Here is a 3,920-nt window from a genome sequence, read left to right as displayed (position 1 = left end):
ATAGAAGAAGGGATAAATCGATGATTGGCGAAATCAAAAATATGCCTCCTTTTGCGAAGCATAAAGATACCAATTATACTATGACCGACGAAACCCAGCAGGATTTCGACAGATATTTTGGACCACAAGCAGAAGACTTTAATGCTAATCAAACACGCGAACTATTTGAATGGTATTCAAAATATAAACCTGATTTTCCTCGGCGCAAAGACTTTGACATCATCCAGCATTGGGGGTTAGCCCCCTATCTGTATCTCATTGAAATTCAAGATGATGGCACGTTCCACTACCGTTTAAATGGAGAAAAGGTTGTAGAAATTTTAGGGCATAATCAACGCGGCCTGAAGCTTGGGCAAAAAAATGATATGCCTGTAAACGCCACCTTTGCGGAATATATGCGCAAGTTGGTCACTAAAAAAACCACTGCGCGCTGTATGGGCGACCTCTCTCTATTAGATAGAAGCTATATTAAATTCGAATCCTTTGATTGCCCTCTCGTCGATAAGGAAGGGGAGATTTCTCATATTATCGGTGTAATCTGCCTCATAAAATAAAGTTTAATTTTTTCGTTGCTTTTCCAATTAAAAGATAACATCATCAAAAAGTTATCACTAGAAATCCACAACAACATTAAACTTTTTGAATATGAACCACACCAACGTTGAAAATTTTGAAGATGTTTCAAGAGTGCATATTCAATCCAGTGATGACTTTCGCTCGGATCAAGCACGTGAACTTTATGAATGGTGGCAATCATTTACCCCCAAACTACCCTGCCGAGATGATTTCAAAATAGAAGAGAATTGGCATATCGCTCCAAATCTTTTTTTAATTGAGTGCCTGGGTGACGGTAAATTTTTATATCGCCTTAATGGTGAAGAGGTTCGTAACCTAGTTGGCAAAAACCAAGCCGGCAGTTATTTTAGTCTTGAAGGGGAAACCCCGGAACTTGTTAACCTTGCCAAATATTTAGATGGGTTACGTCAAATAAAAAAACCAATTCGATGTATCGGCTCACTTGCTTTCTTTGGTAAGACTAAAAAGCAATTCGAATCTTTAGACTGCCCACTATTCGATGAAAACGGAAATGTCACCTTCATCATCGGTATTATTGTAGGATTATAAACAGTTAAGCTTTTTGCTTATACCTTGTATTAAGTCGTTTTTCTAACCGACGTAACATTAAAGATAATCCAATCGTCAGCACTAAATACATAAAGGTAACCATATTGTAAGTCTCAAAAAACCTGAAAGTACCTGACGCATATACCTTCCCTAACTGTGTGATATCCGCAACCCCCAAGACAGACACCAACGCAGAATCTTTCACCATTGCAATAAAATCATTCCCCAAAGGGGGCAATATAGTGCGAATGGCTTGGGGAAAAATGATAAAACAAAATACTTGCCACCGCTTCATACCAAGAGATTGTGCAGCTTCTATTTGCCCGTCTTCCACTGATTGAATACCTGCCCGGAAGATCTCAGCGATATAAGCACTATATCCGAGCATAAGTGCAAAGATAGCACGCCAAGTGAGGGAAAAATCTCGTACAAGGATTTTTTTCATCAAGCCTTCTTCTATAGGATATGCGAGTATCCAGTTCGCAAAATCTACTAATGAAGGGGCAGCTACAAATGCAATATAAAACAAGAGTACCAATACAGGAACACCGCGCATTATTTCTGTATAAAAACGCATTATTTCACGTATAACTCGATATTTGGAGAACCCCGCAATGGCAATGACTAACCCAAGAATACTGGCGAGAATAAAACTCACCAGCGTCACAAAAATTGTCATTAACGCGCCTTTATATAGAGTGTTAAAAATTGCTGTATAAAGCTCATTAGTCACGATATAAATTGTGAAGATAAGACCTATAACGATAATAGCGGCTAACCAATAGGGAAAGTCCTGCTCTTGTTTGTTTTTCGAAGCTTGCATTTTGCTAGTCCTGATTAGCCGCTAAATGGTAGATCACTTAAGATAACTTATTGACCAATCTTATAATCAAAGAACCATTTTTTGTTTAAAGCCTCAAAACTACCGTCTGCTTTCATCTGTTGAATGACCGCGTTAATTGGTGCTCGCAAATCAGAATCTGGAGTTAAAATAAATCCAAAATCTTCTGAACCTATTGCACCACCAACCAGTTTGAAAAGTCCTGGATATGCATCAATATATCCTTGACCAGCTGTCGCATCTGTCAAAACCATATCCACATCACCTGTACGTAACGCCTGAATTGTTGCTCCAAATGTTTCCATCAAGGTAATACGTGGATTGGCTTCGTTGCCATCAAGAATAGAATAAACTGCGGTATAAAAACCCGTTGTACCAGGTTGTGCGCCGACTAATGCATCTTCTTTCGCAGCGAAATCACTTGCCGTTGCAAAGCGATCTTCATCTGCGCGCACCAACATAAACATTTCCGAAGTCATATAACTTTCAGTAAAATCAATTTGTTCTTCACGTTCAGCGTTGATAGTGATGCCATCCATTCCGACATCATATTGCCCGTTACGAACTGCTTCAATCATAACATCCCAACTACTTAACTCCCATTGTACATTGGCGTTAAGACGTTTTGCTATTTCATTAAAAGCATCATATTCCCAACCAATTCCTTGGCCGGTTTTAGGATCTAGAAAATTTAGAGGGGGATAGGCATTTTCCGTAACTGCAACAATCACACGCCCCTTCAAATCAGGTAGTTCATCTGCAACCACATGATCAGCTTGCCCACCTAAAACAATCACAGATAAGACGGCCGCAAAAAACTTCGTCATCTTCTTCATAACTTTCCCCATATTAAGTTCATGTAACATATGCTTAACATCTAGCAAGTTTAAACATCTAAGAAAAGCAAATCTCCACTCGTTTATCTACATAAGAACAAAACACTTCTATTCAGCTGAGAGAATCTCAAGACTTTTAATTTTCCTCAATTCAATCACTAAAAAGATAGTTGTGAGTCCCTATAAAAAACCGAAATAAAATTAAATGTCGCCCCTTGAATGCCGCTTTTTTTTATTCCCTTGCTCTTCTTGTAGCGCTATCATAATGCCATAAAAATAAAATTCGAATGGAATCAGGGATGTCAGAAATAACAGAGAGCCACTTAAAGAAACCGCTCCTAATTACACTTACAGCCTTATTATTATTTTTCACCCCTTCGGTTTCCCATGCCAAGACTTTCCAAACTTGCACCGTTGATATTCCAGGTGCCATGACAGCCGACAAAAAAGGCCCTCAGCCTTTATTTGAATTCTACGAAAAAGTAATTGATAAAGTCAGTCAAAAAACTGGGCATAACTTTGAGGTTAGATTTGCGCCAGCAGAAAGATGTGCTCAACTTTTTTATAGCAACCAAGTCGATATCCTATGGCCTTTCATAATCGCAGAGGACCCAGAAAGAGCAAAAGCAAATGGTGCGAAAGAACTTCCTCTCTATTCCATGCCTATCATTATGGGAGGATATTATATCTATACTAGAAAATCAGATCCCAAACTAAATTCTGTGAAAGAGTTAGAGGGTAAAACAGTTGTTAACGCACGTGGATATGGTGTCCCCCAAGCCATGGAACATCATCCGAAAATCAAGCGCTCCATGACAAACACAAATGATCTCGTACCAAAGATGATTTCAGGTAAACGTGCTGATGCAGGTATTATTCAAACAGGATGGGTACCTATCCTTGAAGAACAGGGTTTGCTCAACGATTTACATCATGGCGACGTTCTTGATTTCTGGGGGGGCACATTTGTATTCCAGTTCACACAAGAAGGAGCAGCTTTATCAAGTAGCTTCTCCAATTCAATATTACAATTAGTTAACGATGGAACATATAAAAAATTGATGGAGGGAGCCCCTTATTTCATCCCAAACTATAAATAGAGCATGAAACTGTGAGCT

General features: G+C 39.0%; 5 protein-coding genes. 3 read left to right on the top strand and 2 right to left on the bottom strand.

All coding sequences use genetic code 11. From position 1 onward, the window contains the following. The first annotated feature begins 20 nt into the window (after positions 1-20). The gene (locus E1160_RS00510; RefSeq protein ID WP_155153037.1) at positions 21-554 is read left to right on the top strand and encodes a PAS domain-containing protein; all 534 of its coding nucleotides are present in this window, start codon (positions 21-23) and stop codon (positions 552-554) included. A 91-nt stretch (positions 555-645) separates the two neighbouring features. After that, on the top strand, positions 646-1,125 hold the full coding sequence (locus E1160_RS00505) for a PAS domain-containing protein (protein ID WP_155153036.1): 480 nt from the start codon (positions 646-648) through the stop codon (positions 1,123-1,125). 4 nt (positions 1,126-1,129) lie between these two features. Here E1160_RS00505 and E1160_RS00500 read toward each other — a convergent pair whose 3' ends face one another. Together E1160_RS00500 and E1160_RS00495 are read right to left on the bottom strand one after the other, a co-directional pair. Then, positions 1,130-1,948: an amino acid ABC transporter permease gene (locus tag E1160_RS00500; protein WP_155153035.1), complete on the bottom strand. Its 819-nt coding sequence runs from the start codon at positions 1,946-1,948 to the stop codon at positions 1,130-1,132. 47 nt (positions 1,949-1,995) lie between these two features. Next, on the bottom strand, positions 1,996-2,802 hold the full coding sequence (locus E1160_RS00495) for a transporter substrate-binding domain-containing protein (RefSeq protein WP_218048615.1): 807 nt from the start codon (positions 2,800-2,802) through the stop codon (positions 1,996-1,998). A 299-nt stretch (positions 2,803-3,101) separates the two neighbouring features. Here E1160_RS00495 and E1160_RS00490 point away from each other — a divergent pair, with 299 nt between their 5' ends. Then, positions 3,102-3,902: a substrate-binding periplasmic protein gene (locus tag E1160_RS00490; RefSeq protein WP_218048614.1), complete on the top strand. Its 801-nt coding sequence runs from the start codon at positions 3,102-3,104 to the stop codon at positions 3,900-3,902. Positions 3,903-3,920 lie beyond the last annotated feature (18 nt).

The organism is Curvivirga aplysinae (assembly GCF_009711445.1).
GTDB classification, from domain to species: Bacteria; Pseudomonadota; Alphaproteobacteria; order UBA8366; family Aestuariispiraceae; genus Curvivirga; species Curvivirga aplysinae.
The sequence above is the reverse complement of the archived record's forward strand: the minus strand, read 5'-3'. Positions and strand labels throughout refer to the sequence as shown.